This is a genomic window from Kribbella sp. NPDC023855 (genome assembly GCF_040639475.1).
Taxonomy (GTDB): Bacteria; Actinomycetota; Actinomycetes; order Propionibacteriales; family Kribbellaceae; genus Kribbella.
Genome location: NZ_JBFAAA010000002.1, coordinates 382624 through 408872, shown reverse-complemented (window position 1 = coordinate 408872; position 26249 = coordinate 382624). Strand labels below are relative to the sequence as shown.

At 68.3% G+C, this 26249-nt stretch carries 24 protein-coding genes and 1 tRNA gene; 4 read left to right on the top strand and 21 right to left on the bottom strand.

The window, feature by feature from the left end; translation table 11 throughout:
- Positions 1-107: 107 nt before the first annotated feature.
- Entirely contained in the window at positions 108-644 is a 537-nt protein-coding gene (locus AB0F51_RS07625; protein ID WP_360275613.1) for a helix-turn-helix transcriptional regulator, read from the bottom strand.
- An 85-nt stretch (positions 645-729) separates the two neighbouring features.
- Here AB0F51_RS07625 and AB0F51_RS07620 point away from each other — a divergent pair, with 85 nt between their 5' ends.
- A complete protein-coding gene (locus AB0F51_RS07620) occupies positions 730-2697 on the top strand; it encodes a VWA domain-containing protein (RefSeq protein ID WP_360275610.1) in 1968 nt (655 codons plus the stop codon).
- On the opposite strand, the gene AB0F51_RS07615 is transcribed toward AB0F51_RS07620, so the two are convergent.
- The 4 genes from AB0F51_RS07615 to AB0F51_RS07600 all read right to left on the bottom strand — a co-directional run bounded on the left by AB0F51_RS07615 (position 2687) and on the right by AB0F51_RS07600 (position 6960).
- A complete protein-coding gene (locus AB0F51_RS07615) occupies positions 2687-4093 on the bottom strand; it encodes a protein kinase (protein WP_360275608.1) in 1407 nt (468 codons plus the stop codon). The two genes, AB0F51_RS07620 and AB0F51_RS07615, sit on opposite strands and share 11 nt — an antisense overlap.
- A gap of 70 nt (positions 4094-4163) precedes the next feature.
- Positions 4164-4982: an LLM class flavin-dependent oxidoreductase gene (locus tag AB0F51_RS07610; protein ID WP_360275605.1), complete on the bottom strand. Its 819-nt coding sequence runs from the start codon at positions 4980-4982 to the stop codon at positions 4164-4166.
- Between the two features lie 95 nt (positions 4983-5077).
- A complete protein-coding gene (locus tag AB0F51_RS07605; protein WP_360275603.1) occupies positions 5078-5953 on the bottom strand; it encodes a hypothetical protein in 876 nt (291 codons plus the stop codon).
- Positions 5950-6960 carry an SPFH domain-containing protein gene (locus tag AB0F51_RS07600; protein WP_360275600.1) on the bottom strand — a complete coding sequence of 337 codons (1011 nt, stop codon included), beginning with the start codon at positions 6958-6960 and terminating at the stop codon, positions 5950-5952. The genes AB0F51_RS07605 and AB0F51_RS07600 overlap by 4 nt, the downstream gene beginning before the upstream one ends.
- A 112-nt stretch (positions 6961-7072) precedes the next feature.
- On the opposite strand from AB0F51_RS07600, the gene AB0F51_RS07595 reads away from it, so the two are divergent.
- Entirely contained in the window at positions 7073-7756 is a 684-nt protein-coding gene (locus tag AB0F51_RS07595; protein WP_360275597.1) for an NUDIX domain-containing protein, read from the top strand.
- Positions 7757-7773: 17 nt separating this feature from the next.
- On the opposite strand, the gene AB0F51_RS07590 is transcribed toward AB0F51_RS07595, so the two are convergent.
- Positions 7774-8658, bottom strand: coding sequence for a carbohydrate kinase family protein (locus AB0F51_RS07590; protein WP_360275594.1), 885 nt, complete (start codon positions 8656-8658; stop codon positions 7774-7776).
- A 137-nt stretch (positions 8659-8795) separates the two neighbouring features.
- Between AB0F51_RS07590 and AB0F51_RS07585 the strand changes: the two genes are divergently transcribed.
- On the top strand, positions 8796-10097 hold the full coding sequence (locus tag AB0F51_RS07585; RefSeq protein ID WP_360275591.1) for a hypothetical protein: 1302 nt from the start codon (positions 8796-8798) through the stop codon (positions 10095-10097).
- On the opposite strand, the gene AB0F51_RS07580 is transcribed toward AB0F51_RS07585, so the two are convergent.
- The 11 genes from AB0F51_RS07580 to AB0F51_RS07530 all read right to left on the bottom strand — a co-directional run bounded on the left by AB0F51_RS07580 (position 10091) and on the right by AB0F51_RS07530 (position 18563).
- A complete protein-coding gene (locus tag AB0F51_RS07580; protein ID WP_360275589.1) occupies positions 10091-10888 on the bottom strand; it encodes a maleylpyruvate isomerase family mycothiol-dependent enzyme in 798 nt (265 codons plus the stop codon). The two genes, AB0F51_RS07585 and AB0F51_RS07580, sit on opposite strands and share 7 nt — an antisense overlap.
- Before the next feature lie 118 nt (positions 10889-11006).
- On the bottom strand, positions 11007-11636 hold the full coding sequence (locus tag AB0F51_RS07575) for a CoA transferase subunit B (protein WP_360275586.1): 630 nt from the start codon (positions 11634-11636) through the stop codon (positions 11007-11009).
- A 1-nt stretch (position 11637) separates the two neighbouring features.
- Positions 11638-12426 (bottom strand): CoA transferase subunit A, encoded by a 789-nt coding sequence (locus AB0F51_RS07570; protein WP_360275583.1) that lies wholly within the window; start codon positions 12424-12426, stop codon positions 11638-11640.
- Between the two features lie 174 nt (positions 12427-12600).
- Positions 12601-14532, bottom strand: coding sequence for a hypothetical protein (locus AB0F51_RS07565; RefSeq protein WP_360275580.1), 1932 nt, complete (start codon positions 14530-14532; stop codon positions 12601-12603).
- A gap of 64 nt (positions 14533-14596) precedes the next feature.
- Positions 14597-15289: a hypothetical protein gene (locus AB0F51_RS07560; protein ID WP_360275577.1), complete on the bottom strand. Its 693-nt coding sequence runs from the start codon at positions 15287-15289 to the stop codon at positions 14597-14599.
- Positions 15282-15485, bottom strand: coding sequence for a hypothetical protein (locus AB0F51_RS07555; protein ID WP_360275574.1), 204 nt, complete (start codon positions 15483-15485; stop codon positions 15282-15284). The genes AB0F51_RS07560 and AB0F51_RS07555 overlap by 8 nt, the downstream gene beginning before the upstream one ends.
- Positions 15486-15582: 97 nt before the next feature.
- Entirely contained in the window at positions 15583-16287 is a 705-nt protein-coding gene (locus AB0F51_RS07550) for a carbohydrate-binding family 9-like protein (protein ID WP_360275571.1), read from the bottom strand.
- Positions 16280-16750 carry a hypothetical protein gene (locus AB0F51_RS07545; RefSeq protein WP_360275568.1) on the bottom strand — a complete coding sequence of 157 codons (471 nt, stop codon included), beginning with the start codon at positions 16748-16750 and terminating at the stop codon, positions 16280-16282. Before AB0F51_RS07545 ends, AB0F51_RS07550 begins: the two co-directional genes overlap by 8 nt.
- Positions 16751-16778: 28 nt before the next feature.
- Entirely contained in the window at positions 16779-17417 is a 639-nt protein-coding gene (gene lipB, locus AB0F51_RS07540) for a lipoyl(octanoyl) transferase LipB (RefSeq protein WP_360275565.1), read from the bottom strand.
- An 87-nt stretch (positions 17418-17504) separates the two neighbouring features.
- Positions 17505-17578 (bottom strand) — tRNA-Pro (locus AB0F51_RS07535).
- Between the two features lie 46 nt (positions 17579-17624).
- Positions 17625-18563 (bottom strand): metallophosphoesterase, encoded by a 939-nt coding sequence (locus AB0F51_RS07530; RefSeq protein ID WP_360275562.1) that lies wholly within the window; start codon positions 18561-18563, stop codon positions 17625-17627.
- 26 nt (positions 18564-18589) lie between these two features.
- On the opposite strand from AB0F51_RS07530, the gene AB0F51_RS07525 reads away from it, so the two are divergent.
- Positions 18590-19057, top strand: a complete 468-nt coding sequence (locus tag AB0F51_RS07525) for a GatB/YqeY domain-containing protein (RefSeq protein ID WP_360275559.1) — start codon at positions 18590-18592, stop codon at positions 19055-19057.
- Positions 19058-19114: 57 nt separating this feature from the next.
- On the opposite strand, the gene AB0F51_RS07520 is transcribed toward AB0F51_RS07525, so the two are convergent.
- The 4 genes from AB0F51_RS07520 to AB0F51_RS07505 all read right to left on the bottom strand — a co-directional run bounded on the left by AB0F51_RS07520 (position 19115) and on the right by AB0F51_RS07505 (position 26233).
- Positions 19115-21532 (bottom strand): penicillin-binding protein, encoded by a 2418-nt coding sequence (locus tag AB0F51_RS07520; RefSeq protein WP_360275556.1) that lies wholly within the window; start codon positions 21530-21532, stop codon positions 19115-19117.
- A 151-nt stretch (positions 21533-21683) separates the two neighbouring features.
- Positions 21684-24035 carry an endopeptidase La gene (lon, locus tag AB0F51_RS07515; RefSeq protein WP_360275553.1) on the bottom strand — a complete coding sequence of 784 codons (2352 nt, stop codon included), beginning with the start codon at positions 24033-24035 and terminating at the stop codon, positions 21684-21686.
- 129 nt (positions 24036-24164) lie between these two features.
- Complete coding sequence (locus AB0F51_RS07510) at positions 24165-25286, bottom strand: ArsA family ATPase (RefSeq protein ID WP_360275550.1); 1122 nt, start codon at positions 25284-25286, stop codon at positions 24165-24167.
- The gene (locus AB0F51_RS07505) at positions 25283-26233 is read right to left on the bottom strand and encodes an ArsA-related P-loop ATPase (RefSeq protein WP_360275547.1); all 951 of its coding nucleotides are present in this window, start codon (positions 26231-26233) and stop codon (positions 25283-25285) included. The genes AB0F51_RS07510 and AB0F51_RS07505 overlap by 4 nt, the downstream gene beginning before the upstream one ends.
- Positions 26234-26249 lie beyond the last annotated feature (16 nt).

Below are 26249 nucleotides of genomic sequence, written 5' to 3'. Positions count from 1 at the left end.
TCGCAAATCGCGCGACGTAGGAGCGCCAAACCAAGGGGTGGGGGGAGCGTCCCAGAACCGGAGCGACGGAGGAGCGTAGGTGGCGGGCGCGTGGGGCGTAGTACTAGCTAGCGGCCGGTGATTCGTGCGTAGTAGGCGCGAGCGTCCTGTGTGCGGCCGGTGCCCAGTACGCGGAGGGCTTCCGCCAGTTCCGGGTACCGGTCGGCGAGCAAGTCGGCCGCCCCCTCGATCTCGCTGGCGGAGGCGACGTCGCGCAGTACCGACTGAATTGTTGCTACCGGATCGATCGAGGCGGCCGGTGCCGCGGGGGCCGGTACGGCGTGGTCGACGGTGAGGGTCGTCCGCTGCAATCCGCGGATCTCCTCGAGTCTGCGCTCCTGCTCGGCCGGCGACAGGTTGCTCCACCCCGGCTGGCTCGCCGTGGCCTCCAGTTCGTGGAGCCGCATCAGCACGGCCGGGTTGCTGATCTTGGCCCGCTGGCCGGACATCAGCTGTGACAGCATCGGCGCGGACAGGCCGAGTACGCCGGCGAGCTGGACCTGGGAGTAGCCGAGCTCATCGAGCAGCCGGCGGAAGCGGTCGCCCAGGGGCTCGCCGTACCACTCGTACTGGAGCTTGCGGTTCCGGTCGTAGAGATCGCTCACAGACGACTCCGGATTGCGGTTTGCAAATTGCAAATGCAAACGGTAGGTTTCTGCACATTCGCCCCTCGATGCCTCTGGAGACGCCATGATACGCCGCCTGGCCGCACTGGCTGCGCTACCCGTCCTGACCGTGACGTTCGCGTTCGGAAATGCCTCGACGGCCGCTGCCGAGGGTGAGCTGTCGCCGGTGATGGTGGTGCTGGACTCCTCGGGCTCGATGACGGCGCGGGACGTCGGCGGCAGCGGGACCAGGATGGATGCGGCCAAGCGCGCCGTCTCCTCGATGGTCGACGGGCTGCCTCCGCAGGCTCCGGTCGGGCTGGCGATCTACGGCGCCGGGACCGGGTCGAGCGGCGCCGAGAAGGCCGCGGGTTGCAAGGATGTCCGGGTCGTCCAGCCGGTCAAGGCGGTCGACAAGGCGGCCCTCAAGAGCGCGGTGATCGCGACGAAGGCCAGCGGTTACACGCCGATCGGCCACTCGCTCCGAGTCGCGGCCGCTCAGCTACCCACGGAGGGGCAGCGCTCGATCGTGCTGGTCTCCGACGGCGAGGACACCTGCGCGCCGCCGCAACCTTGCGAGGTGGCGAAGGAGCTCCACAAGCAGGGCGTCGACCTGCATGTCCACGCGATCGGCTTCCGGGTCGACGCGAAGGCGCGGGCGCAACTCGCCTGCATCGCGCAGAGCACCGGCGGGACCTATCACGATGCGGCCGACGCCAACTCGCTGCTCGGCGTACTGGGCCGGGTGACCGATCGCGCGCTGCGGCACTACGAGCCGACCGGATTGCCGATCACCGGGACGGGCGATCCGTTCACCGCGCCGACGATGACGCCCGGCCAGTACCTCGACACCCTGGACCCGGTCGAGGAACGCTTCTACGCGGCCGAGTTGAAGGCCGGCGAGACCGCGTACTTCGCGGCGACGGCGGTCTTCCCGCGGGGGAATCCGCGCGGGCTCGAGGTCCTCGACATCAGGATCACCGGACCGGGCGGAGCGGACTGCTACCACCGCGAGCGTGAACTGCACACCCGGGCGAAGGACGACGGCGGCGCGCTGACCACGGTCCTCACCTGGAACGGGTTGGTCTCCGGATCGTCGAAGCCCAAGGACTGCAGCGTTCCCGGCAAGTACGTCTTCCGGGTCACCCGCGACGCGAAGGACGGCACCGACCGCGTACCGATGGAGCTGCAGCTGCGCATCGAGCCGCCGGTGACCGGCAGCCTCGGTGAGCCCGCGCAGACCGGCCTCGTCAGCTTCGCGCAGGAGCCGGCCGGCGGTATTCGCCCGATCCGCGGCGGTGGGTCGTTCAACGAGGCGACCACGCTGGCGGGCTCCGTCCGGTACGGCGAAACGATCTACAACGGCGAAGAGCTGTTCTACCGCGTGAAGCTGGAGTGGGGTCAGGGCCTCGCGTACCGGGTCACCTACGGCGCCGTACCGGACGCACCGACGACCAACATCCGTACCGGCCTGTTCAGCCCGGTCCGCTCGGAGATGAAGTTCGACACGACGGCCTACACCGGTACGACGAGCATCCTGCCGTCAGCCGGCAAGGTGATCGCCACCCCGCGCGTCACCTACCTGAACCGCAACGCCAACACCCCGATCGTCCGCCGGGCCAGCGTCAACGGCTGGTACTACGTCGTGGTCAAGCTCGGCAGCCCCGTCGGCGACAAGCAGCCGGGCGGCGTACCGATCACCATTGACGTAGCGGTCGCCGGCGACCAGGCAGCCGGTCCGGCGTACGGCGCCGCGACGGGTGAGACTCCGGCGCCGAGCTCAACTCCGTCAACCACTGCGAGCGAGCCGACCCCATCCAGCTCCAGTACTCCGGCGGCTGGCCAGGGCTCCGGCGACGACACCAAGCCGGTGGCGGCCGAGACCTCCTCGTCGCTGCCCTGGATCCTCCTCGGCGCCGTCGTTCTCCTGGTGATCGCGGTCGCCGTGGCGCTGGTACTACGCCGCCGCAAGCCCCCCACACCTCCGACCTACCCGCCCTACCAGAACGGCTCAGGCCAGAACGGCCCCGGCCAAGGCTGGTCTAGGCCTTGACCCATCGATAGGACGCTCCTTGCTGACGGCACACAACCCGTGTGCCGTCAGCAGCCGTCTCCCCAGCCCCGACTTCCTGCCACCCACACGCCCCGCCCACTTTCACCGCAGCATTAGGCGCGGGCGTCATACCGGTAGTCCTACTAGTTGCCGAAGGCGACGATTGCCCGGACTGCGACGGCTGCCCGGCCGGCGGCGTCGACGTCTGCCCCGGCGACTGCCCGGGCCCCGAAGGCTTACCCGACGGCACGCCATCCAATGCCAACACCCCAACCACAGCAGCCGCCACAACCACCACACCACCCACCACAACCCAACCCCATCGCCGCCCCTCAACCGCCCGACCCGCAGACGACTCGGACAGCACGGCCAGCTCAGGCGATGAATTCTGCTCGGTCGGTTGGTTGTGTGGGGATGGCTGGGTCGGTTCGGGTGCTTCGCTTGGTAGTGGGTGATGTGACGCGGCCAGCGTGCGCGGGACCGCGGGTGGTGCTGGCGGAGTGAGGGCTTCGTGAGGAGCGGATTGGGCGGCGACCAGGGTGGCGTAGGGCTCGGGGAGGGGCGGGAGTTGGTCGAAGACCTCGATGGGCTCTCCGTCGGGCGTGAGCGCGGGGAGTTCCAGCGGTTCTGCCAGCACAGGCGCCAGAGCCGCCAACGCGTCCTTGGCCGAGCGGGTTCGATCCGCCGCCTCGGGATGCATGAGTTCCTCGACGACCTTCCAGACAACGCTTGCGTCGGCCGCGTTCGAAGGCCGGCTAGGCGGTGGGCCGCCGGCGGGAGGTTCTTCGCCAGTGAGGAGTTGCCAGCCCGTGACGCCCACGGCGTACAGGTCCTGGCTGATGGACGGCGGTTGACCGGCGAGCGCTTCGGGTGCCACATAGCCCGGCGTACCGACGATCGCGCCGTGCTGGGTGAGACGCGGTTCGCCGAGCGACAAGGCGATGCCGAAATCGCTCAGCCGCAGTACGGGACGTCCGGTACCAGTGGCTTCGAGCAACAAGTTCGCGGGCTTGACGTCCCGGTGCACCAACCCCGCCGCATGCACCTGATCAAGCGCACCGAGCAACTGCGCCAACAGCTCCGCCGCATACCGCTCCGGCAACGCCCCGAAGTCGGCCAGCAGACAGCTCACCGAACCGCCGCCGACCAGATCCATCGCCAGCAACGCCTGATCGTCCTCAGCCGCCCAGCTGTACGGACTCAACACATGCGGATGATCCAGCCGAAGACCCTGCTCCCGAACAAACCGCAACAACGCCCCAGCATGCCGCTGCCGAAGCACCTTGGCCGCACAGACGCGCTCCAACCGCCGATCCCAAGCCCGCCAAACGGTCCCGTTCCCACCCGCCCCCACCGGATCGACCAGCTCGAACCGGCCGGCAAACACGTCCGCCACCCCACACCTCCGCTCCACCGCCTCGGCCACCCCGACGATAGAGCCAACCACCCACAGACCAGAAAGCCGCCTACTGTCCGGCCAGCTGGGCCACGACCGGCGCGAGGGTGTCGGCGAAGTCGGCGCCGATGACGAAGTACGAGAAGCCGATCTCCTCGCGGCGGCGCTGGATTTCTTCGGCGGCTGCCGCGGGGTCGCTGGGAAGGATGACGAGCGAGTCGGCCGCGCGGAGCGCCGCGGTGTCGAGGTTGGGCGGCGCCATGAACGGAGCGACACCGTCGCCGACGGCGGCAATGTGCTGGGCGAGTTCCATGTCCGTGCGGCCGGCGAAGTCGCGGACCCGTTGCGTGGTTTCGGCCCGATCGTCGTCCGCTGGGAGTACGAACGTGACGGCGTCAGCGACTTCGAGCGCCAGCGCCTGCGACTTCGGTCCGCTCACTGCCATCACCACCGGCGTGTGCCGGTCGGGGCCGTCGTACTTCCGCAGGGCGGCCACGGTCTCGCGCATCCTGCTCCGACGCTCGGTTAGGGAGACGGCAGGCAGACCCAGCTCGACTTCGATGCCGGGGCGGCCGGCGCCGATGCCCATTTCGAACCGGCCTTCGGTGAGTACTGACAGGGAGTGGGCCTCCCACGCTGTGCTCGATGGTTCGCGCAGCGCAGCGGCATAGACCCAGGAGCCGATCCGCAGGTCAGTGAGCGCGGCCGCGGTTGCCAGCGTGGGGCCGAGTGCGGGTTGCCAGGTAGGAACGTCGGGCATCAGCACCGTGGAGTAACCGTTGTCGGCGATGCGGCGCACGCGGTCGCGCCACGTCGGCAGATCAGAAGTGATCGGTGCTACGACCCCGAAACGGAATGGCTTGGTGACTCGCGTCGCCTGGTCGTTCATCGTGGTTCTCCTCGAGTCGGGGACCCTCTTCGGGCCCGGTTGCTCTCTCCACGAACCCGCCACCCAGGATCCGACAACCCCGGCCAAGAATATTTCTATCTGACGAGGTGGAGGTGGATATCGGCTACTGCGATGTCCACCCGCTGGCCCCAGGTCAGGGTGAGGGTGTCGGATTCGATGCCGTCGCCGAAGATGACCAGGTCGGCTTCGGCGGTGATGGTGAGGTGGTCGGAGGCGGTGAGGAGGCCTTCGGTGTTGCTGGTGCCGGTGGCGGGGGAGGGCCAGGCTTCTCGGACGAACCAGCAGAGGGCCGGGTCGGTCGGGGATGGCAGGCGCAAGGCGCTGTGGCGTTCTTGCCAGGCTGAGCGGCACCAGCCGGTGGAGCCTGTTCCGGTGCCTACCAGCAGGCCTGACGAGGACTGTCGTTCCTCCAGGCCCTCCGGTGACGCCAACCGGTAGCGGGCTGACTGATGGGTGCGGTGGCCGATGTAGAGCTCGTTCAGGGCGAGTAGGCGTTGGCCGTCGTCGGTGGTGGCCGCGACCATGGTTCGTTCTTCGACATCCCGCCGAGCCAGCAGGTCCGGTACTGCGGCCGGCTCGTGCGGCACCAGGACGCCGGGGTTCCAGCCGGGTTCGGGGTTGACGCCGATCACCGGTTGGCCGTCCAGGTACTTCGCCACGTTCGCGACCAACCCGTCCTGGCCGACCGCGATCACCACATCCTCGGGACCGAAGACGAACCGGTCGAGGTCGTTGCGTTCGGCAACAGCTCGGCGCCAGTCGAGCGGGATGGCGGCCGACACCGTGGCGAGCGCTTCCTGCTGAGCCTGATGCCGGGCGTCCAAGGCGGCCAGGTCGCGACCCCGGCTGGTCAGGAAGAAGCCGGCTTGTTGCCGCGTACCGTGCCGGGCGACCAACTCGGTGAGTTCGGTCGCCCGGTGTACCACGACCGCCCGGGGAGGCAGGCTCATACGGAACCACCCGTTGCCGAGCCCGAGGTCAGCTTGGTGAGGAGCGGGGTCAGCAGGTCCGGGGTCAGGTTGAGGGTGCCGATGTCCGGCAGGGCGCCCTGCTTGATCGCCATCGCCAGAATCATCCCCTGGTCGAGCTCGGCGTACGCGTCCAGCAAGGCCTTCTCGGCCGCGGCTTCCGCGGCGCCCAGGACGCGTTTCGCGTCGGCATCGGCCTCCGCCAGCAACCGCCGGCGTCCGGCCGAAGCCTCGGTCTCGATCCGCCCCGCGGCCGCCGCCTCGGTCGCGCGCTGCCGTTCGTTCTGACCCTTCTGGGTGACCAGTTGCTCCTCGCGCCGAGCCAGCTCGATCTGGTTCTGCAGCTCGTTCTCCGCGATCGACCGCTCCCGCTCGACCGCCATCGCCCGCCGCTCGTACGTCGCCTTGTCGGCCGCCTGCTGCACCATCTCGCGAGTGGGAGTCTGCAGCGCTCGCTCGACATCACTTTCAGCCCGTACTGCGACCACGCGCACATCCTCGACCCCGATGCCCAGCCCGGTGAGTCGCTGGTCGTCACGCAATCCACTGCTCATCGCCAGCCGCAGCGACGCCATGCCCTCGGACAAAGCCTGCGTGAGCGACAGGCCGGCCAGCAGATCCAAAGCTGTCTGCTGAGCCAGCTCGGTCAGCAATCCACCAAGCTGCTCCAGTGGAGTCGCACGCCAAAGCCCTGTGTCGGGGTCGATCCCGAAGTCGAGCCGCGTCGACGCGAGTGCCGGATCGGTCACCCGGTACGTGACAGTCGCCTGGACCACCACATCCTGGAAGTCCAGCGTCCGCCCGTGGAACAGCAGCGGCTGCTCGCGGTCGTCGATCGGCACCTCGCTCAGCGATGAGTTCAGCGCCCGGAACCAGAACGCCTGTCCCGCCCCGTCGTGCACCAGCTTGCCGTTGCGCAGGTGCCGCACGTGTGTCGTCGGGTTCGCCCGCAAGTGGCTGATGAACCGGAACCGGGTGATGTCTGCCATCGAAACTCTCCTGTCGTCGCCACCTTCGCCGGTGGCCTCGAGCCTTTGTCGTCATTTTGACGATAATGGATCGGATGGCTTTTCGTCAAGGTGACGATTAGAGTGAGCTGCCATGGACTACGAGCCCCTCGGGGTAGCCGCCGACCTCGTCATCCTGACCGTCCGCGACGGGACCTTGCAGGTACTCCTGATCCGCCGCGGCATCGCGCCGTACCGGGGCCGGTGGGCCTTGCCGGGTGGGTTCGTGCGCCCCAAGGAAGACCTCGCCGAGACCGCGCGGCGCGAACTGGCCGAGGAGACCGGCCTGGTGTCCGAGCGGATCCATCTCGAGCAGATCGCCACGTACGGCGAACCGGGCCGTGACCCGCGGGGCCGGGTGATCAGCGTTGCCTACCTCGCGCTGGTGCCCGACCTACCGACGCCGGTGGCAGGTACGGATGCCGCGTCGGCCTCATGGGTGACGGTGGCGGAGGTGCTCGACGATCCGGAGCGGCTCGCGTTCGACCATCACCGGATCCTCACGGACGCGGTCGAACGAGCGCGGGCCAAGCTGGAGTACTCGCCACTCGCCGCCGCGTTCTGCCCGGACGAGTTCACGATCTCGGAGCTGCGCGGGGTCTACGAGGCGGTCTGGGGAGTTCAGCTGGACCCGCGCAACTTCCACCGCAAAGCCACCAAGACCGACGGTTTCGTCGTCCCCGTCGGCGCCACCACGACCCGCGACGGCGGTCGCCCCGCCCAACTCTTCCGCCGCGGCCCGGCCGCCACCCTCCATCCACCCCTGACCCGAGGCTGACCCCAAAGACCCAAGGATCAGCGGCTGAGGAGCATGAGTTGCTCGGCGGTGATCAGGTCGGTGTGGGTCCCGCGGGAGCCGCAGGCCCACGCGCCCGCGATGGTGCCGGCCTCGGCGGCTTCGTAGTACGAGCGGCCGTCGAGCCAGGTGGTGAGGAAGGCCGCGACGTACGCGTCGCCGGCTCCGTTGGTGTCGACCACCGGGCGGTTGGGGATCTCCACGGCCGGTAGGTGCACAGGCTCCTCGCCGCGGATGTGCAGGTAGCTGCCGTCGGCGCCGGCCATCGCGACCACGACCTTCGCCCGCCCGCTGACAAAGATCCAGTCGATGGCCTTCTCGCGCAGCGCGCTGGTCGACACGAACACGATGTCGGCGCATTGGGCGAAGTCCCGGTGATACTCGTTGTCGCCGTCCCAGTCGTGCAGGTCGGTCGACAACGTGCAGTCGGAAGCCAGTACGTCGGGAAGCGCCCGTCGGGCGAAGTCCATGATCGAGACGTGCACGTGCCGGGCCCGCTCGATCCGCCCGCGCCAGAGGTTGGGGTCCACTCGCATTCCCGGCGGATGCCGGCCGTCGTACAGGGAGACGCGGCTCCCGTCGGGTGCGACCAGGTTGACGCTGCGCCTTGTCCCGCTCGGGTGCAGCGCGACCGCCAACGGCAGTCCGAGCCGCTCGTACTCCGCGCGGATCCGCCGGCCCTCCGCGTCGTCACCGATCACATCGGCGAGGCCCGCGAGCAGTCCGAGCTGCTGACAGCCGAGCACCACGCCATGACCCGTGTGGCCGACGTACGTCTCGACGGGCTGGACGTGGATGGTCTCCCGGCCGGGCAACGGCAGGCCGGGGACTCGCACGATCGTGTCGATCCCCACGCCGCCGATCACGAACACGTCCAGGTCCATGCGTCCATCCTCACCGAGCCGGGCAAGCGGCAGGGGTGAAGGGTAGCGATCGGCACCACCCACCGACAGCCCTCAGGCGGAGGCTCCGACAACCGGTCATCGACCAACCACGCTGAGTGTCCTGACTAAGGACAGGGTTGACCACTGACGATCGGCGGAAGTACGTGCTGAGCGCCAGGCAGCAGTCTCTAGGCATGGTCACCAGAAGAACCCTCTTCGCCGCCACCGCAGCCGCCGCGGTCACCCCGTTCCTGCCCACACCGACGGCCACAGCCGGCGCCAAGCCGACCGCCACCCACCGCAGGCCGGTACGGCTCAGGTTCCCCCGCCCGACCGGCCGCCACCTCGTCGGCACCACCGAGCTCCACCTGATCGACCCCCGCCGCGACGACCCCTACGTCCCCGGCCGCCCCCGTGAGCTGATGATCAGCCTCTGGTACCCGTCCACCAACGCCAAGGCCCCGCGAGCGCCGTACCTCCCACCTCTCACAGCCAACCTGTACGCCGAGGGCGCAGCGGTCGCGCTACAGCAACCTCTCGGAACCGTCGACTGGGTGGGCGCGCGGAACCACGCAGGTCTCTCATCGCCGGTGCTCCCCGGTCGCCGGCCGGTTGTCGTCTTCTCCCCGGGTTTCGGCGTACCGCGCGGGCTCGGGTCGATCATGGTCGCCGAGCTGGCGAGTCGCGGCTACGTCGTCGTCACGGTGGACCACACGTACGAGGCTGCCGGTGTGGAGTTCCCTGGCGGACGGCTCGCAGTACAGACGTTGCCGCAGGGGTCGTATGCGCTGCTGGCCAGAGAAGCGCGGGTTGCCGACGTACGATTCGTGCTGGATGAGCTCGGCCGGTTGGCGCGTGGGCAGAACCCGGATGCCGAGGGACGCAGGCTGCCGCGCGGATTGGGGGACATCCTCGACCTGACCCGGATCGGCGCCTTCGGGCACTCGGCCGGTGGGATCACCTCGGCCGACGTGATGGACGTCGACGCCCGGGTGAAGGCTGGGATCGACATGGACGGGACTCTCGCGTACGGCTACCCCAACCCGGCCGACTCGCCGACCGTTGCCCATGGCACGCAGCGGCCGTTCCTGCTGATGGGCGCCGGCGGCACAGGCCCTGGCGGCGGCCCGCAGACGCATCGGACCGAGCCGTCCTGGGGCCTGTTCTGGGACAACTCGAGCGGCTGGAAGCGGGACCTGAACATCCCGCACGGCCAGCACTACACGTTCGTCGACCACCAGGCGCTGATCCCGTGGTTCCAGCGCTTCTTCACCGTGCCGCCCGAGCTGATCGCGAACACCATCGGCACGGTCGACCCGGACCGGATCCTGCGATCGTTGCGGACCTACATCCCGGCGTTCTTCGACCAGCACCTGCGCGGCCGTCCGAGTGCCTGGCGGGACTCGCCGAGGCACCCGGACGTCAGGTTTGTTCAGTAACCCGGGAAGACCTTGCGCAGCGTCTCCAAGCTCACCGGAGCGGCCAGTTCGAGCGTGCTCGGAGTGTGCTCGGGGTTGAGGCGGCCGGTGGTCAGGCGCAGCCAGGCTTCGGCGGGAAGGCTGAGGGTGCCGTCAGCCTGGCCGGCCTCGTCGGCCGGGCCGAAGTCGATGCTGACCGGGTCGTTCAGGTGCAGGGTGAACTCGGTCGCCGGGTCGGTCGTGGCGACCCGCAGTACGGCGTACTGGCCGTCCAACGCGGCCGGCTGGCTGATCCAGCCGAGGTTGTCCGCCCGCTCGAGTAGTTCAGGAACCGCTGCGGAGTCGAGCGCGGCTTGCGGGTCGAACGCGGTGCGGACGTCCCAGGAGTGCATGGTCAGCTCGCCGAGCCGCATGCGGGCGAACGCCGCAACGTCGATTGGTGCGGGGAGGAAGCCCAGGTCGATCCGGAGGTTCTCGCGCTGGTCGGCGTCCAGGGACTCCAGCAGGGAGGTGAAGTTCTCGTTCAGCGAGAGGAAGCCGTCGGCCTGCTCGCGGCGGGGCATCGCGTTCCACCGGTCCCAGACGGACTGGTTGAAGTCGGCCTCGGGTGCCGGCTGGACCTCCAGGGCGGTGAGGACGCGGGAGCGCATGATCTCGGCGCCGCTGCCCAGGTGGCTCAGGACCTGGGCGACGTCCCATTCGCTGGCCGCCGATCCGCGCGCCAGGTCCTCGTCGTCGAACTTCTTCACCAGGTCCGCGAGCCGGTCATGGCCGGTGCGGAGGGCGGCGATGACAGTGTCGGCGTTGCTCAAGGTGGTTCCTCCAGAAGATGACCCCGTACGGTGCTTCTCCTGGAGGACCAACCGTTGCCCAGCGAAATCCATTCCTCACCGGGCGACACGAACTACTGCTTGCTGCTACTGCTTGCTGCTACTGCTTGATGGGCGCGCCCGTCTTCTCCTGGAGCTCGTCGAAGGTGACGCCCTCGGCCAGTTCGACCAGCTGCAGGCCGTCGTCGGTGACGTCGAGGACCGCGAGGTCGGTGATGATCCGGTTGACCACGCCGCGGCCGGTGTAGGGCAGGTCGCACTCCTGCAGGATCTTGTGCGAACCGTCCTTGGCGACGTGCTCCATCAGCACGATCACCTTCTTGGCGCCGTGCACCAGGTCCATCGCGCCGCCCATGCCCTTGACCATCTTGCCGGGGATCATCCAGTTCGACAGGTCACCGGTGGCCGACACCTGCATCGCGCCGAGAATCGCCGCGTCGATCGCGCCGCCGCGGATCATCCCGAACGACAGCGCCGAGTCGAAGAACGACGCGCCCGGCATCGTCGTGACGGTCTCCTTGCCGGCGTTGATCAGGTCCGGGTCCTCTTCGCCCTCGACCGGGTACGGGCCGACGCCGAGGATGCCGTTCTCGCTCTGCAGTACGACGGTGACGCCGTCGGGGATGTAGTTCGGTACCAGCGTCGGCAGGCCGATGCCGAGGTTCACGTACGAGCCGTCCTCCAGCTCGGCGGCGGCGCGGGCGGCCATCTGCTCACGGGTGAGTGGCATCTCAGGCCTCCAGCTTCTCGCGCTGGGCCTCGTAGGCCACGCGGGGTTGCACCGTGCGCTTCTCGATCCGCTTCTCGATGTCCTTGCCAACAGCAACCACTCGCTGCACGTAGACACCGGGCAGGTGGATCTCGTCGGGGTCCAGCTCACCAGGCTGGACCAGCTCCTCGACCTGGGCGATGGTGATCCGCCCGGCCATCGCGGCCAGCGGGTTGAAGTTGCGCGCCGACCGGTCGAAGACCAGGTTGCCGTGGGTGTCGCCCTTGAGCGCGTGCACCAGGCCGAAGTCCGTGGTGATCGAGTGCTCCAGCACGTACGTCGTACCGTTGATCTCGCGGGTCTCCTTCGGCTCCGAGGCCTTCGCCACCGAGCCGTCCGCGTTGTACTTCTGCGGCAGCCCGCCCTCGGCGACCTGGGTGCCGACGCCGGCCAGGGTGAAGAAGGCGGCGATCCCGCAGCCGCCGGCCCGCAGCTTCTCGGCCAGCGTGCCCTGCGGGGTCAGCTCGACCTCCAGCTCGCCGGACAGGAACTGCCGGGCGAACTCCTTGTTCTCCCCGACGTACGACGAGGTCATCTTGGCGATCCGCCGGTCGGCCAGCAGGATGCCCAGACCCCAGTCGTCCACGCCGCAGTTGTTCGACACGACGCTGAGCCCGCTCACCCCCTTGGCGTGGATCGCGCTGATCAGCTGCATCGGATTGCCGCACAGCCCGAAGCCGCCGACCGCGAGGCTCGCGCCGTCGCCGATGTCGTCGACCGCGGACTGCGGCGAGTCGTACGTCTTGTCCATCAGGCTGCTCCATTGCAGGTTGGTGTGCGCTCGACTCTAACCAGCGGCCAGGAATCCGGCGAGAGTCACCCACTGTGGTCAGAGCCACAAGTCTCCTCTGTGTTCGCCGGGGCCACTCGGAGCAGCGCAACGGTGTGCCGTGGGCCGATTGCGGTCGGGAGGGTGACCGTCGTGCTAGCTGACGGCAAGGCCTGCCTTCAGGCGCCAGTTGTGGGCCTCGTCCGGTCGTCCCGCGGCGTCGGCGATCGCGGCCAGTTCGCCGAGGATCTCTGCCGTCGCCAGGTCGGCGTCCACCCAGCCGGTGGGGCACTCAGCCATCGCCTGGAGAGCCAGCTTCTCCGCCTTCACCAGATCGCCGTCGTACCGGGCTGCCCGCGCCAGGCCGATCTGAGCGGCCGCGACGGAGTCCGGGAGGCCCAGGCGTGTCGCCCGGACGCATGCCCGGCTGTAGTCGTCTGCAGCTGCCCGCAGGTCACTCAGCCGCACTCGGAGGTCTCCGCGGCGGCACAGCAGCAGCGCGGCCTCCTCCTCGGAGCCCAGCTCATCTGCGATCGACAGTGCCTGGCCGAGCAGTTCAGTGGCCAGTTCGAAGCGCTTGGACCAAGCGGCGAGGTCCGCCAGCGCATTCAGCGCCAGCGAGGCGCCCCAGCGGTCGCCGATCTCCTGGAAGCGCTCCAGCGCCTGACGGAAATTCTCTTCCGTCAGCCCGGCGCAGAGCTGCAGTACAGCGAGCGTCCAGGGATCGTTGCTGAGCTCGTTGCGATCCAGTACTTCGGCGACGAACTCCGGCGATGCATACGGCCCGAGCACCATCGACCACAACCACACAGTCACCGGATACCTGAACGGCCCACTCAGCTCCTCGACAAAGGCATGCGCCCGCTCAACGCCGTCCACCCGCCCAGAGCTGGCCGCATGCAGTACTGCGAGCAGGTACTCCTCGGCAAGCCCGTCAGGCACCACATCCCCGAGTACTGCGAGCAGCGCGCCCGCCGCTCGAGCCGCCTCGCGTTGCCGCCCGCGCATCCACCAGTACATCGACAGCCCGGCCACCAGCTCGAGGGCGAGCCGCTGATCGTGCTCAGTCGCCCAGTGGATCGCAGTACGAAGGTTGTCGCGCTCCTGGTCAAGCAAGGTTGCCCAGTGCAACTGCTCGGGTCCACGCAGTCGCTGGTCGGCCCGGCGTACCAGCTGCAGCAGGTACGCCGCCTGTCGCGCGCGCAGGTCATCTGTCTCGGCCGAGGTGAGTTGCTCCCCGGCGTACGCGCGGATCGTCTCGGGCATCCGGTAGCGGCCGTCGGTCACGGTCAGAAGGGATCGCTCGGTCAGTGTGGTCAGTAGACGGGCCGTGACGGGTTGCGGGAGGTCGAGGACGGCCGCCACCGACTCTGCGGTCGCGCCGCCGGAGAAGATCGCGAGTCGTGCGGCGATGACACGTTCGACCGGCGGCAGGAGGTGCCAGCTCCATGCGATCACCTGACGCAGACCGCCATCCGTTGGCGTCCCATGGGTGAGAAACGCGCCGGCTGCGAGTTCGATCGCCAGTGGCAATCCGTCGAGCAGCGCACAGACCCGCTCGACTACCGGCCGCGCCTCCGCATCCAAAGGCGCACGCCTGGCAAACAACTGCACCGCAGCATCGAGAGCCAACCCCGGTACTGCGAACCGCGTCTCCTCCTGGATCCACAAAGCCTTGGTACTCGTGGCCAGGATTCGTAGCCGTGGGCAACTATTTAGAAGCTCGTCGGCCAGCCGGGCAACCGCATCGATCAAGTGCTCGCAGTTGTCGAGGACCAGTAGCAGTTCGCGGCCGGCCAACGCTTGCACGAGCGACTCGCTCCGCAGGCCGAGTGTGTCGATCACGGCCGCCGGCAGGTCGACCTCCTGCGCCATCGACCCCAGCTCGACGACGCGGACTTCACCCTCGGCGGAGGCCGCGACAGTTTTGGCCAGCGCCGTCTTACCAACCCCGCCCGGACCGACCAGAGTCACGAGGCGGCTGACGGCGAGCGCCTCCGCGACCTCCGCCAGCAGCTCGTCGCGGCCAATCAAAGAGGGCTCGCCCGCCCGGCTGAGGGCTGTAGGCCCGAGGTTGGCGAACTCCATATGACTCATTGTCACCTCGCCCCGGCCAGCAGCCGGGGCGGGGTCACTCAATCTGCCGGCGTGGTCAGGTGATCACCCGGAACCCGCGCCGCTTGCCCAGCTTCTCCAAGCTCTGGAAGCCCGGAATCCCGTCGAACGGCGGGGGTACGACCGCCTTCTGCCACAGCGCGTACGCCTTGCGGAAGTCCTTCCCCGCGACTCCGTCGACATCCGCCGCCACCCGCAGCCCCTGCTTGAACAGCGCGCGTTCGACGATGATGACGTCGCTCTCGTGCAGGCCCTGTCCCGGCGGCCGGAACTGGTCCTTGCTGGCCGCCTCGCGGACGTTGCTCAGATCGACGGCCGGCAGCGACGGCGCGCCCGGACGCCAGATCCGGACCCCGTTGATGTCCTCGGTCCAGCCGCGGTAGAGCATGCCCCACCGCCGGGTGATCAGCGAGATAGGCACCTTGTCGATCTTGCCCTTGCGCTTGATGTCACTGCTGAAGCAGTTCCCGTCGCCGGTACTGATCGCGACGTGCCCGTGCTGCCCGCCGGTCCACCACACCGGCACCCCGAGCGGCGGCGTACCGGCGGAGCCGTGCTTGAACTTCGCCGCCCGGTAGCCCGCGTGCGCGTCCGGGTTGACCGGACCGACGTTGAAGCAGTTCCGGACGAAGATCAGGCAGATGCCGGTCCAGTTCCGGCTCGGGTTCGCGACCTGGCCCGCGGCGAAGTCGACCGCGGCCTTGCCCATCCGGACGGCCATCTCACTCACCCACCGTTCCGGGCTCCTCGTCGGGACCGAGCGGCTCGGTGTCCGGGATCGGCTCCTGGAACGGGGCCTCGTCGGACGGGTCGTCGAGGTCCGGGTCGTCGGCCTGGATCCCCGGCGAGTCCGCCAACGGCGGCAGCGTCGCCTCGTCCAGCACCTCCGTCAGCTCGGACGTGTCCACTGGATCTGTACTGGTCATGACATTTCCCCCTGTCGCAGCGTGGGCTGTCACCAATCCGCCCCCAGCCGGCAACAGCCGTTACCCGAAGTCTGGCACTCGGCGCCGCGATCAGGGCCTATTCGAACCGGAGAATGCCCCATTGGGCAGGCTGGTGCATGTCCACCACGTACTGCGGCGACCAGACCCAGAAATCCTGCTCCTTGCCCTTGCGGTACTGGCCGTCGACGACCTCGTGGTCCCACTCGATCCGCATCAGGTTCATCCGCCACTCGTCACCGGGCACCGGCGGAGTCTGGTTGAGGTTGTACTTCGCCAGATCGGCCCACGGCAACGCGACCTCGACGGTCCACCCGGTGTCGGTGTCCGCCGGATCGTTCAAGGTGCCATCGATCCGTACTGCGGTCCGCAGGCCCGGCAGGTTGTCCGGGTCGACGGGGACTCCGCCCTCGGAGTACGGCTTGGGGAGGGAGAGTTCCCAGATGGTGCCGAGCGGGTTGATCTCGAACTCGTAGTAGTTGTGGCCGTCGCCGTCCGGGTCGAGGAACAGCTCGAAGTTGTTCTCCTCGTACAGCCAGGTGTTCGGCTCGGTCATGGTCGACCAGACATGCGGCTCCTCGAGCTGCCCGCCGACGTACAGGTACAGGTCGTCGTACAGGAGCTTGGCCCTGGTGCGGAACCTCGGAGTGGTCGCGTCACCGCCGCGGATGTCGACGAAGTCGGTGGTCCACGGCGCCTGCTCCCAGGCGGGGTGGGTCAGGGTGCCGTCGAGCGGCAGCGGAGTGGACGTGCGGTGGCAGGGGTAGCGGGGGAGTTCAGGCATCGGCTCGCTCCAACCGTCCGGCGATCAGGTGTGCTAGCAGGAAAGTAATGGCGGTGAGCACCGGGACGACCAGCAGCGTCCAGGTGGAGAACAGGTCGTCCGACAGGAACGCGAGCACGACCAGCAACATGAACCCGACCCCGAGAAACGCCACCAACTTCGGGTGAGGCATCCGCAACCGCCCGAGCGCCACCGCCGCCAGCACCACGGTCACCACCACCGCCAGCACCAACAACGGAAACCCAGCAGCCCCACAATTCGGCGAGTCCCGAACCCGGTCACACCCCCGCTCACTCCCCCAAACCAACCCCACCAACAAAAACCCAGCCAACACCCCCACCACCCCCAAAACCAAAACCCCCGGCAACGGCGGCCCCTCACCCTCCTCCGCAGACTCCACGTACTCCGGGTCCGCGCCGGCCTCGTCCGGGTCTGGGTCCGCGTCGGGCTTCTCGTCGCTCATTGGCGCAGGTTATCGAGAAGTGGGTGGGTCAGGCGGCGCCTAGGGCTGTGGCTACTGCGGTGCGGAGTTGGGTGGGGGTGGGGCAGGGGATGGAGAGTTCTTGGCTTAGGTCGGCCAGGGAGGTCATGGTGACGTCGTGGAGGCCGCAGGTGGTGAAGGTTTGGAAGACTTGCATGTCGGGGTCGAGGTTGATCGAGAAGCCGTGGCTGGTGATGCCTCGGCGGATTCGCATGCCGATTGAGCAGAGTTTGCGGTGGTCGGCCGTCCAGACGCCGACCAGGCTGCTCTCGCCGCGTGGCGTGTCGCGCCGGATCACCGGGAAGCCGAGTGAGTCGAGCGCCTCGATCAGCCCGTTCTCGACCCAGCGGACGATGTCGACCGGGCCGCGCTTCTTGAGGTCGATCACCAGGTAGCCGACCAACTGCCCCGGACCGTGGTACGTCGCGAAGCCGCCGCGGTCGACCGCCACGGCGGGAATGGCCGCCGTCTCGGCGGGCAGGTCGGCCAATGACGTCCGCGGGCCATAAGTGATCACCGGCGGATGACTCAGCAGGAACAACCGGTCGCCCACCTCGCCCGCCTGCCGCTCCTCGACCCAGGTCCGCATGTCCTTCGCGGCGACCTCGTACTCCACCTCGCCGAGATCCACCCGCTCGATCGTGCTCATACCGACCAGCCTAGGTCGACCACCTCACCCGACGACGACCAGGAATGACTGAAGGCGGTGGCTCCGGAGAGCCACCGCCTTCTTCTGTCGGGCTGACAGGATTTGAACCTGCGACCTCGTCGTCCCGAACGACGCGCGCTACCAAGCTGCGCCACAGCCCGAAGTCGGCGTTAGCTTACATGCGCCCACCGCTGGGACGAAATCGGGTTATCCAGGACCCTCGCCGGCCCGCGCCACGAGCGTGAGCAAGGTCGCTTCCGGACGGCACGCGAACCGCACCGGCGCGTACGGCGAAGTGCCCAGACCGGCCGACACGTGCAGCGCCGCCTGACGGCCTTCGTACCCCCAGGTCGACAAACCCTTCACCCGCGACGTGTCGAGGTCGCAGTTGGTCACCAGCGCGCCGTAGAGCGGCACAGCGAGCTGACCGCCATGCGTGTGCCCGGCCAGCACGAGCGGGTACCCGTCGCCCACGAACCCGTTCAGCACCCGCTGGTACGGCGCGTGCGTCACGCCGATCGACAGGTCGGCCGCCGGATCCACCTCGCCCGCCACGTCGGCGTACCGGTCGCGTTTGATGTGGGGGTCGTCGGTGCCGGCGAGGTCCAGGCGCAGGCCGTTCACCTTGAGGCTGGTGCGCGCGTTGTTGAGGTCGGCCCAGCCGGCGCCGGTGAACGCGGAGCGCATCTCCTCGAACGGCAGGTCCGGGCCGTGCGGCTTGTGCCGCTGTTTGTTCGCGGGCAGCAGGTACTTCGCCGGGTTCTTGAAGTGCGGCTTCCAGTAGTCGTTCGAGCCGAAGACGAAAACTCCCGGTACGTCGAGCAGCGCGCCGTACGCGCGGAGCAGTGGCAGTACCGAGTCGGGGTGGGAGATGTTGTCGCCGGTGTTCACGATCAGGTCCGGTTCCAGCCGGGCCAGGTCGTTGACCCAGCGGATCTTCTTCTCCTGGCTCGGCATCAGGTGCAGGTCGGACAGGTGCAGCACCTTCAGCGGCGCGGCACCGACCGGCAGCACCGGCACCGTCACCCTGCGCAGTGTGAACCAGCGCACCTCGATGGCCGCCGCGTACCCGACGCAGGCAGCGCCCGCGGCCGTGACGACGGCGGCGGTCTTCAAGGTCGTGGCGGCAAGCCCCCGGAAACTCATTTCACCAGCCTGCCACAATCGTGGGCATGTCCAACTCCGAGATGAAGCAGCGCCTGCACGACGACATGACCGCGGCGCTCAAGGCGCGCGACGATCTCCGCAAGTCGACCCTGCGGATGGCGCTCACGGCCGTGACGAAGGCCGAGGTGGCCGGCAAGGAGGCGCGCGAGCTGTCGGACGCCGAGATCATCGAGGTGCTCACCGCCGAGGCGAAGAAGCGCCGCGAGTCGGTCACGGCGTACCGGGAAGCGGGTCGCGAGGAGCTGGCGCTCAAGGAGCAGGCCGAGGCGGACATCCTCGCCGAGTACCTGCCCGAGCAGCTGACCGCCGAGGAGATCACCGCCCTGGTCACCGAAACCATCGCCGCCACCGGAGCCGCCGAACTCGGCCCCCGCGGCATCGGCAAGGTGATGGGCGCCCTCCAGCCCAAGGTCAAGGGCAAGGCCGACGGCGGCACCGTCTCCGCCGAGGTAAAGCGCCAGTTGGGCGCCTGACTCGAACGGCTCAAAGCGAAAGGCCTCGTCCGCTGGACGAGGCCTTTCGTGTTGCTGTCAGCGGCCGCCGCGTCCGCAGTTGGGGTACTTGGGGTGCCAGGGTGGGCATTGGTTGCCGCCGCCTGGTTTGCCGGTGTTCGGGGGGTTGGGGGGCAGCGGGGTGTTGGACACGGGTGGCGGGGCGGCCTTGCTGCCGTTGGAGATGTAGATCGTCACCTTGGAGCCCTCGGGCGCGCCGTCCTCGGTGCGGGGACTGAGGTAGGCGACGGTGCCCGCGATCTCCTCAGAGTCGACCTGACCGGGGGCGATGACGGGCTCGAAGCCCAAGGACCGCAGCCGGTTAGCGGCCTCCTCGGGGCTGACCCCGTTCACGTACGGCAGATCCTTGACGTTACCGCGCACGGTGATGTCGGTCGGGGCGGTGAACTTGGTGGTCGGAAGGCCCTTCAACGCACCCTGCATCGCCACCTTCCACAGCGGACCGGCGGTTCCGGAGCCGGAGGCGTCGCCCATCTTCTTTCCGTTGAAGGTCTGGCCGATCAGCGGGTCGTACTTCGGGTCGGCGTCGGCGACCACCGCGGCGGCGGCCATCTTGTTCGAGTAGCCGGCGTACCAGACCGCCTTGGCCGCGTTGATGGTTCCGGTCTTGCCGGCCAGATCGGACGAGCCGAACTTCAGCTTGCTGCCGGTACCACCCGGCATCATGACCTGCTGCAGGACGTAGTTGACGCCGTCCGCGACCTCGGGCGCGAGCACCTGCTTGCAGCTTGGGCCGGGGGTGCTGATCGACTTGCCCCGCCAGTTGGTCACCGAGGTGATCAGCAGCGGCGTGCAGTACTTGCCGCGAGCCGCGAAGGTGGCGTACGCGTTGGCCATCATCAGCGGGGTCACGGTGTCGACACCGAGCGTCATGGAAACGACCTGCTTGAGCGGCTCGCCAGTCTGCGCGTCGTGCATGCCCATGCTGGCCGCGACCCTGGCGATCGGGCAGAGACCGATCTGGCCCGACAACTGCAGGAAGTACGTGTTGGTGGAGGACTTTGCGGCCTGGATCATCGTCAGGTCGCCCTTGGCGGGCGTCGAGTTCTTCGGCGTGTAGTCCTTGCCCGCCTGGGTGAATCCGGTGCAGGTCGAGAACTTGGCGCCCCGGAGGTCGAGGGTGGCCGGCGAGTTGATCCTGTAGTTGAGCGGAACGCCCTTCTGGATCGCGGCCGCGATCGTGAAGGCCTTCATCGTCGAACCGTTCTGGAACCCGCCGTAGCCGCCGTCGTAGGACTTCTCGACGTTGTAGTTGTACGACGTCTCGTGCTTCTTCGGGTCGCCGCCGTACTTGCGGCTCTGCACCATCGCCTTGACCACGCCGGTCCCCGGTTCGACCATCGTGATCGCGCCGACCGCGTCGTCGGTCGGCTTGGAATTCTGGTCGATCGACTTCTGCGCCGCCGCCTGGACCTTCGGGTCGAGGGTGGTCTGGATCTTGAGGCCGGCCGTCTTGAGGTAGTGGTCCCGGTCCTTCGGTGTCTTGCCGAAGGCCGGGTTGTCGAGCAGCTTGGCCACGACGTACTCGCAGTAGAACGGGTACGGCGAGTTGGCGCAGCCGTTCGGGACCTTCTGCACGGGACCGTTGAGAACGTTGGTCTTCATCGCGGCGGTGGCCTGCGCGGCGGTGATGACGTTCAGTTCCTGCATGCGGCGTATGACGACGTCGCGGCGTTCCTTGGCCCGCTTGGGGTAGTTCGTCGGGTCGTAGCCGGTGGGGTTCTTCACCAGGCCGGCCAGCATCGCGGCCTGCTGCAGGTTCAGCTTGGACGCGTGCACGTTGAAGTAGTGCTTGGCGGCGGCTTCCACGCCGTACGTACCGTCGCCGAAGTTCGCCAGGTTCAGGTACTTCAGCAGGATCTCGTTCTTGGAGAACTGCTTCTCGACGGCGATCGCGTAGCGCAACTCCGCGATCTTGCGCTCGTAGGTGTCGGCCGTCGCCTCGGCGATCGCCTTCTCGTCACCCGCGGCGTTCGCCTTCTCCACCAGGCTGAGCTTCACGAACTGCTGGGTGATGCTCGAACCACCCTGCTGGACGGAGCCGTTGCTCTGGTTGCGGACCAGCGCGCGCATGGTGCCCTTCGCGTCGAGCGCACCATGCTCGAAGAAGCGGTCGTCCTCGATCGCGATGATCGCCTTCTGCATGATCGGGCTGATCTGGTTGAGGCTGGTCAGCGGCACGCGGTTCTGCTCGTACAGCTCCGCGATCTTCTTGCCGTCGGCCGCGTAGATCTGGCTGCGTCGGCTCAGGGGTGCTTCCTTGAGTTCCTGTGGCAGGTCCTGGAGTGTTTCGGCGGTCTTCTCGGTGGTGAAGCCGGCCAGGCCGGCGAACGGGATGGCCAGGCCCGCTGCGAGTGCGCCCGACAGCACACTCACCCCCAGGAACAGAACCACTGACTGGACGACGCCCCGATCGTCCTTATCCCTTACGCGCATGCACTAGAGCCTACGGGATCTCGGTGCCACGCCAATTCCTCGAATGTGTTTTATCTCACGTCAACCTGAGCGTGATTCAGGGCGTCTGTAACGGGCACAAAGGAAAGCCGGCAAGCCTCCGGGGGAGAGGCCTGCCGGCTGTCCAGCTTGCTCAGGCGGCGAACTGCCGCGCGTCCACCTGAGCCGGTTCCAGTGCCAGTTCCAGCACCTGCCGTACGTCGCTCACGGGGTGCACCGTCAGCTCCGCCAGCACCGACTCCGGTACGTCTTCCAGGTCCGGCTCGTTGCGCTTCGGGATCAGGATCGTGGTCAGTCCGGCCCGGTGGGCGGCGAGCAGCTTCTGCTTCACGCCACCGATCGGGAGCACCCGTCCGGTCAGCGACACCTCACCGGTCATCGCGACCTCGGAGCGCACCGGCCGTCCCGACAGCAGCGACGCGAGCGCCGTTGTCATCGTGACACCCGCCGACGGACCATCCTTCGGTACTGCGCCCGCCGGCACGTGGATGTGGGTGTTCCGTTCGGCCAGATCGCCGACCGGCAAGCCCAGTTCCGCACCGTGCGACCTCAGGTAGGACAACGCGATCTGCGCCGACTCCTTCATCACGTCACCGAGCTGACCCGTCAACGTGACACCGGTCGGGCCGGTCTCCTTGTCCGCCAGCGACGCCTCGATGAAGAGCACGTCACCCCCGGCACCCGTGACCGCAAGCCCAGTGGCCACACCCGGCAGGGCCGTCCGCTCCGCCGAGTCCGGCGTGAACTTCGGCGAACCCAGGTAGCCCTTGAGGTCCGGAGCACTGATGGCCAGCGACCCCAGTTCCTCGCCCAGGGCGAGCTTGGCCGTCACCTTCCGCAGTACTCGGGCTATCGAGCGCTCGAGCTGCCGTACGCCGGCCTCTCGCGTGTACTCGCCGGCCAGCAGCCGCAGCGCCGAGTCGTCGATGGACACCTCGTCGACCGACAGACCGGCCCGGTCCAGCTGACGCGGGAGCAGGTGGTCGCGGGCGATGGTGACCTTCTCGTCCTCGGTGTAGCCGTCCAGCTGCACGAGCTCCATCCGGTCCAGCAGCGGAGCCGGGATCGAGTCGAGCACGTTGGCCGTGGCCAGGAACACCACGTCCGACAGGTCCAGCTCGACCTCCAGGTAGTGGTCCCGGAAGGTGTGGTTCTGCGCCGGGTCGAGGACCTCCAGCAGAGCGGCGGTCGGGTCACCCCGGTAGTCCGCGCCCACCTTGTCGATCTCGTCCAGCAGCACGACCGGGTTCATCGAACCCGCCTCGGTGATCGCCCTGACGATCCGCCCGGGCAGTGCCCCGACGTACGTCCGGCGGTGGCCACGGATCTCGGCCTCGTCCCGGACGCCGCCCAGTGCGACCCGGACGAACTTGCGGCCCATCGCACGTGCCACGGACTCACCCAGTGAGGTCTTACCCACGCCAGGAGGACCGACCAGCGCCAGTACTGCGCCGCTGCGGCGTCCACCCACCACTCCGAGCCCACGGTCCGCCCTGCGGCGGCGTACGGCCAGGTACTCCGTGATGCGCTCCTTGACGTCGTCCAGACCGGCGTGGTCCGCGTCCAGGATCGCCCTGGCCTCACGGATGTCGTAGCTGTCCTCGGTCCGCTCGTTCCACGGCATCTCCAGGACGGTGTCCAGCCAGGTCCGGATCCAGCCGACCTCGGGGGACTGCTCCGCAGTACGTTCCAGCTTGTCGACCTCGGCGAGCGCGGCCTTGCGGACGTGCTCGGGCAGGTCGGCCGCCTCGACGCGAGCGCGGTAGTCCTCTTCCTCGGACTCGGCCTTGCCGTCCAGCTCAGCCAGTTCCTTGCGTACCGCGGCCAGCTGCTGGCGCAGCAGGAACTCCCGTTGCTGCTTCTCCATACCCTCCTGGACGTCCTTCTGGATCGTCTCGGAGACCTCCAGCTCGGCCAGGTGATCCTTCACCCAGCCGATCAGCTTGGTTAGCCGCTCGGTGACGTCAGGCGTCTCCAGCAGCCAGCTCTTCTGCTCGTTGTTGAGGTACGACGCGTAACCGGCCAGGTCGGACAGTTCGCCCGGCTCGTCGACCTGCTTCACCGAGTCGATCACCTGCCAGGCGCCGCGGCGCTGCAGAACCGTGGTCACCAGCGACTTGTACTCGCGGGCGAGCTCCGCGGACTTGTCGTCGGTGGTTTCGTCCAGCACCGTCGCGCCGACCCACAGGGCCGCACCGGGACCCGTGGTCCCCGCGCCGATCCGGACCCGGGCGACACCCCGGATGACGGCCGCCGGGGCTCCGCCCGGCAACCTGCCGATCTGCTCGATCTCGCCGAGCGTCCCGGCCTTGGCATATTTTCCGTCCAGGCGCGGCACCAGCAGGACCTGGTCCTCGCCGGACGCCTGCGCGGCGTCGATGGCGGCGCGAGCCTCGGTATCGGCCAGCCGGACCGGCACGACCATTCCCGGCAGGACCACGACGTCGTCGAGTGGAAGAACAGGAAGATTCAACGTCTCAGTCACGCTGTCACACCCTCTGTTGAAGATTGAGTCTGACAGGCTCAACCAGGACCCTGACCAGGTCATTCCCGGAGGTCGCGAGCGTTCGCTGAGGGTGAAAAGCGGAGGATCCGGGCCCCAAAACGGAGGGTGTCAGGCGGTGAGGAGCTCGCCGATCGCGCGGAGGCCGGCCAGGTCGTGGACGTCGTCGGGCAGCGCCGGGACGTCGACGGTGGCGATCGCGCGGTGGCCGCGGCGGAACCGGTCGGCGCGCTTGCGGTCACTGACCACCTGGTGCATCCGGTCGGCGTGCAACCGCAGTACGGCGGCTGTCAGATCTGACTTGCCGGCTGCCTCGAGCTTCTCGGCCGCCGCGAGCGCCTGCTCGGCAGACAACTCGGGCACGTGCGTGGTCGTCACCCGGTTGAGCACGACGCCGGCGAGCGGCATCCGCTCCTCGCGCAGCCGTTCGGTGAAGTACGACGCCTCGCGCAACGCGTCGTTCTGCGGAGCAGCCACCACGAGGAACGCCGTGTGCGGTTCGCGCAGCAACGCGACCGTCTTCTCGGCCCGCTCCCGGAACCCACCGAAGAGCGTGTCGAAGGCGGCGGCAAAGGTCTGTACGTCGGTCAGCACCTGCGCGCCGAGCACCTTGTTCATCACCGACATGGCCAGATTCACGCCGGCCGACATCAACCTGAGCGGACCGCGCGCGGGCGCCAGCAGCAGCCGCAGGAACCGCCCTTCGAGCAACGATGCCAACCGCTCCGGCGCGTCCAGGAAGTCCAGGGCGGATCGCGATGGAGGCGTGTCGACGATGATCAGATCCCAGTCGCCGGTCCGCTCGGCCTGCTTGTGCAACTGGCCGAGCTTCTCCATCGCCATGTACTCCTGCGTCCCCGCGAACGACGACGAAAGCGCCACGTAGAACGGATTCGCGAGAATCTGCTCAGCCTTCTCCGGCGAAGCGTGCGCAAGCACCACCTCGTCGAAGGTGCGCTTCATGTCCAGCATCATCGCGTCCAGCCGGCCCCCGTTCGCCGCGTCCACGTCAGCGACGGCCCGAGGCGTGTTGTCCAGCTCGGTCAGCCCGAGCGACTGCGCCAACCGCCGCGCCGGATCAATCGTCAGGACGACAACCTTCCGCCCCCGCTCCGCCGCCCGAAGCCCCAACGCCGCAGCCGTAGTGGTCTTGCCCACTCCACCCGCGCCACACGTGACGATGATCCGGGTCCCCGGATCATCGATCAACACATCCAGATCAAGTGCGCTCATCCGCGCAACTCCTCGGCGAGGTCGAACAGGGCGCCTTGGTCGATGCCGTCGGGTAGCAACGCGAGCTCGGTCACTTTCTTGCCTAGGGCATCTATTCGGTCGCGGTTCTCGCGTTCCAGGCCGACCCGTACTGCGTGGTCGTGGGTCTCGTGCGCAAGTGCCGCGGTCAGCTCCTTGGTCGCGGTGATCCCGGCTGCCTTGAGCCCGCGGGTGAGCTCGGCCGCGGGGAGTTTCTCCTTCACCGCAAGGGCCAGGGCGTCATCGTCGAGCGGACTGTGCCGGACCATGTTCACCACGATCGAGCCGACCTTGAGATCCAGCGACTCGAGTTGCTCGACCGCGTCCAGCGTCTCCTGGACCGGCATCTCCTCCAGCAGCGTGACCAGGTGGATCCGGGTGACGTCCGAGCGCAGCATGCCCATGATCGCGTCCGCCTGGTTGCGGATCGGTCCGACCTTGGCCAGCCCGGCGACCTCGTGGTTCACGTTCAGGAACCGCCCGACCCGGCCGGTCGGCGGCGCGTCCAGGACGACCGCGTCGTACGCGAGCCGGCCGTGCGCCTTGCGGCGGGTGGCCTCGTAGACCTTGCCGGTCAGCAGCACGTCCCGCAGCCCCGGCGCGATCGTGGTGACGAAGTCGACCGCCCCCACCTTGTCCAGCGCCTTCCCGGCGCGACCCAGGTGGTAGTACATGTCCAGGTACTCCAGCAGGGCCGCCTCGGCGTCCACGGCGAGGGCGTAGACCTCACCCCCGGCGGGTCCGACCGCGATCCGGCGCTCGACGTACGGGAGCGGCGGTACGTCGAAGAGCTGGGCCAGCCCTTGGCGGCCCTCCACCTCGACGAGCAGGATCCGCTTGCCCTGGTCGGCCAGCGCGAGCGCCATGGCAGCAGCCACCGTCGTCTTGCCGGTCCCACCTTTGCCGGTGACCACATGCAGCCTTGCCATGCGGTCCAGCGTAGGT